At 38.6% G+C, this 4,435-nt stretch carries 5 protein-coding genes; 4 read left to right on the forward strand and 1 reads right to left on the reverse strand.

Annotation, left to right across the window (positions count from 1 at the left end):
• The 4 genes from IQ246_RS28955 to trpC all read left to right on the forward strand — a co-directional run.
• Positions 1 to 108 (forward strand): transposase (locus IQ246_RS28955; RefSeq protein WP_194004204.1); only part of this gene is annotated, 108 nt, incomplete at its 5' end.
• 56 nt (positions 109 to 164) lie between these two features.
• Positions 165 to 707, forward strand: a complete 543-nt coding sequence (locus IQ246_RS28960) for a helix-turn-helix domain-containing protein (RefSeq protein WP_194006732.1) — start codon at positions 165 to 167, stop codon at positions 705 to 707.
• A 1,033-nt stretch (positions 708 to 1,740) separates the two neighbouring features.
• Positions 1,741 to 2,019, forward strand: coding sequence for a HetP family heterocyst commitment protein (locus IQ246_RS28965; RefSeq protein WP_194006733.1), 279 nt, complete (start codon positions 1,741 to 1,743; stop codon positions 2,017 to 2,019).
• 204 nt (positions 2,020 to 2,223) lie between these two features.
• A complete protein-coding gene (gene trpC / locus IQ246_RS28970) occupies positions 2,224 to 3,108 on the forward strand; it encodes an indole-3-glycerol phosphate synthase TrpC (RefSeq protein ID WP_194006734.1) in 885 nt (294 codons plus the stop codon).
• A 245-nt stretch (positions 3,109 to 3,353) separates the two neighbouring features.
• Here the strand turns inward: trpC and IQ246_RS28975 are convergent, their stop codons facing one another.
• Positions 3,354 to 3,794, reverse strand: coding sequence for a hypothetical protein (locus tag IQ246_RS28975; protein ID WP_244142200.1), 441 nt, complete (start codon positions 3,792 to 3,794; stop codon positions 3,354 to 3,356).
• Between the last annotated feature and the right edge of the window lie 641 nt (positions 3,795 to 4,435).

Below are 4,435 nucleotides of genomic sequence, written 5' to 3' on the forward strand. Positions count from 1 at the left end.
AACAATAAGTTGAAGCTGATTAAAAGGCTAGGTTATGGCTTTCGTAATTTCGCAAACTTTCGATTGCGCTGCCTATTATCTTGGCACTTTAGTGTTAAATCTCCATAAGGGGATCGGTAGAACCCTTAATATTAATATTATCAATTTCTCAGGGGAGCCGAAAAATGCCGCAACCAGTAGCAAGGACTATCATGCTATCTGAGAAGCAACATCATTTGCTCTCTCAAATAACTCGTGCTCACACAAACCCTTCTCGATTAGTCCAACGGGCACAGTTGGTATTGTACGCGGGTTCATCTATGACAAATACGGAAATTTCGTTGTTGTTAGGACTAACACGCAACCGTGTCAGGCTATGGCGAAACCGATGGCAAGATGCAGCTATATTATTGAACCAAGCGGAATCGGAGGGTATGGATGATCAAGCATTGCGTAGAAAAATTATTTTGGTTCTTATGGACGAACAGCGACGAGGCAATCCAGGGAAATTTAGCCTCGAAGAAATAGTACAAATTGTTGCACTTGCTTGTGAACTTCCAGCAACTTCAGAACTTCCCGTAACCCATTGGACACCAACTGAGCTAGCACGTATTGCAATCAAACGGGGAATAGTTACAGAAATTTCGCCACGGAGTGTGGGTCGTTTTTTAAAATCAAGTGATGTTAAAACCACACTTAAATCGCTATTGGCTAAATGCAAATCCTAAAAACCCAGAAACATTTAAACAAGAGTCCAATCAAATTTGCCAGCTATACCAACAGGCACAGGCTTTAAGTACCAATAACATACATATCATAAGTACTGATGAAATGACTAAACGTAATTGCGAATTGCGAATTGGTTTAATCGTACATTCGCAAAGCCATTTGTTTGGAAGTTTTTAGGCTATCCTGACACTGCCTCAACTGGTTAGTTATTTCTGCCGCGATGCACTAGGAGCTGGTTTTCTAAGGAAAAGCGATCGCTAAAATTGTGTAATTTCAGAAGATATGAAGGAAGCCCTTGTATAGCAAGGGCTTCGGGCTTAATGTACAATTTTTTACTTTGGGCACAGTGACCCCAAAGGGATGAGCAGTGAACAAGTACAAATAAGTTCGGAGTGAATTGATGATATTCCAGTGATAGCGGAGTGACTTATTCAGATGGAGTAAGTATTTCTAATCCACCCGTTTACTAAGTAAAGGTTAATCTCATGCTCAAGAGAATAAGTAAAATTTTAAGACCTAAAAAATAGACATGTACATCAAAAAGAATGTTCATATATCTGTTGCCGAAATTGAGTAAGCTTAACGAAGAAGCAGCTTCTACAATACGGTTTATCTGTAAGAGTGGGTTGAACTAGATATTTATTAAGCTGGTTTAACCCGCCCCTACTTAAAATATCAATTGATAATAATTTTTAAGCTTATATTATGTATAAACTTAGATGTTTGCCTAAGCAGTGTTATGTGTTTTTTAGGCTGTGCTGTAATGCCGAACTTTTCTTTTTTAGATAGTGAAACGGGGTTGAGCATAAAGCAATTTGTCCGCCAATGCCAAGTGTGATCACGTTATACTCCCTGAAAAAACTCTGAGAAAACTTTTTATGATTTTTTCTTTACACACTACGATAATCCTAAGTAGTAATTTGTATATCTTGCTCCATCACAGAAATGAAATGACTAGACTAAATTCTGGGAAGAAAGGAGAAAACCTGGCAGACACAGACTAGTTTGAATTTACACAAAAAGGTACATGCTATGACTCATAACATTACTAGTTACCAAACACAAATGAGCAAGAAAATCAATAATGAACAAATTGAGCAAATTGTAAAAGCAATCATTGCAGGCAAGTATTCCTGGGCATGTGTTTTAATCCTGCGTTTTGCTGGCTATAACCCCATAGACTACATACCCTACCGTACCTACATTAGATTGCTCAAAAACAACTGCTTAGTTGCAAGCTCAAAGCAAAATAAAACTGATAGTGCGACGGTAGAAGCATTTGACCTCAAATCAACCTGGATTCAGTTCTGAATAAGGGAAAAGTTGATGTTATGCCCAGTTGGAAAAAATAGTATTTCGTCATGGTGAGCGTAGCGTAGTGCAGCATCGTCCACAAGAGAAAAAAAATATTTCAAAAGATTCCCCTGTTAGCTCAAAATGGCAAGCAATGACAACTTTGTATTAGCACAAATATAAGTGAATGCCAGCAATTGAACTTCCCATCCACAGCAGCTTATGACTTACTCCGCTACTACCCCTAATAGCCGTTTACAACCCATTATCAAAGAAATAGTGTGGCAGAAAAAGTATGAAGTCGCACAGATTCAGCAAGAGATGACTTGGGCTTCTTTTCAACGTCAGGTAACTGCTGCTCCAACCGTACGAGATTTCTTCACTGCTTTGCAGCAGAATCCTTATCGTCCCTGCATCATTGCAGAGGTGAAAAAAACATCTTTAACTCAAGACATTATTAGAGCAGACTTTGATCCAGTAGCGATCGCCAGAGCTTATCAACGTGGTGGCGCAACTTGTATTTCTGTCAGCACTGACCAGAAGTTTTTTCAGGGCAGTTTTGAGAATTTGCGTGCTATCCGCCACCGGGTATCACTGCCACTATTGTGCAAGGACTTCATCTTAGACCCGTGCCAAATTTATTTAGCACGGGCAGCAGGTGCAGATGCCGTTTTATTGATCGCAGCAATTCTCTCAGATAGAGAACTCCAAGACTTTTTAGGAGTGATCCACTATTTGGGAATGAATGCTTTAGTAGAAGTACATACCTTAGCTGAACTGGATCGAGTACTAAAGCTTGATGACCTACGTTTAGTAGGAATTAACAACCGCAGTCTAGAAGATTTTAGCATCGATATCAGCACCACTCAGCAACTACTAGCAGCTAGGCGATCGCAACTTCAAAGCTTGGGCATTATCGTCGTTAGTGAATCTGGACTGTATACACCTGCTGATTTATCTCTTGTCGTTGAGGCTGGTACACAAGCAGTTTTAATGGGAGAATCTTTAGTAAAAGAGGAAGATTTAGAGCTGGCTGTGCGTAGTTTGCTTAGATTTAATTCTTCTACTCACAATGACCTTTTCAAAAAGGGGGTAAAGGGAAGATAGCCTGAGAACCCGTGGAATTTTTATTATCCTCTTGCATCATGATAACTATACTAAATACCAATTTTATCTTAATAAGAACTGACTCCCACCAACTATGAATGATAGGGCGATCGTGTACAGTATTGTTGACGAACCCATCAATTGTCGATTGAAGATTTTTTGCCTTTTCAAAGAACAATATCGTCATCGCAGAAAATGTTTTGGCTTGCGATGTAATTTTATTGCTAGACTTATAAACTATGAACTTACCTTGTTTTCTTGATTCGTACAAGAGGTCTATTGTGTATGTCTGCTCCTTGACAAACAATCTCCATAGAGCCAGCGTCAGCAGTTCCAGGTTTTGGAAAAATCTCTCGTTCGGTTTTATTATCACTAGTCAACTGTCCAGTTGATGTGTAAAGAGAAACTCTTTTTGTAAACAATCTATTTTCATTACAGGAAGCACGAAGAGTTGTTTTTACTGTTTTGTCACCATATTTGTGTAAAAGTATATACTCGGTTCCTTTGATAGATGATAAATCTAGCGTAATTGGATTTCCATGATTATCCGCACCAACTTCAATATAAATGTAGTTATTAGTTGTTTGAGCGCTCACTTTACCACTAAATGACAATGCGATTACTGCTACTACACTACTAAATCTCTGCAAAAACATAAGTATTAAAGAAGCAAAACTGTACATCATTTTTATACTTATTAATATGATTTTGAGCGCAGTGAAACCACTGTAAATCTAGTTTTTGCAGATACACCAAGATTATATCTACCTACACCTGTCCCCGCTAATTACATAACTCTAGTTCTGAAAGTCTGCCCAGTATGGCTAGAAAGGATGATTTGGCTTAACTTTGGTTATGGGAGTGCTTAGCTCGACTTTATCCAAAATTAATAACTCGGCTTTCTTGATTCGGCAAAACCCCTGGCTTTTTGGCAAATACTTTTTCCATATCACTGATTTGCGCTCAAGTCCAAAAACTAAAACTACCTTTCCACAATGCTTTTAGCGTCGGGTTTTGGGTTGCGTAAAAATGGATAAAGTCGAGCTTAGAGGATGTTTGAAAAGTAAGAAAGCTCACGTAACAGTATCCTGTCATTAGATAGGACTTACGCAAAAAAACTCTCAAACTCTCATTTCTCCATCCCTTTGGTTGGTACTGGCAAATAGAATAATTGTCTACCCCGAAGTATTGAGGGGATACAGATTAAAGAATAGTAGAGTCAAAAACCCATGTTTTGTAGTGATTTGAAGGGAGGCTGAAAAGAGTGTGTAAGAAAAAAAGGAGAAAGTAGTTGACAAAGTGATGTGCGCTCGCTATATTGAATAAG

This window comes from aff. Roholtiella sp. LEGE 12411 (assembly GCF_015206995.1).
GTDB lineage: Bacteria > Cyanobacteriota > Cyanobacteriia > Cyanobacteriales > Nostocaceae > Komarekiella.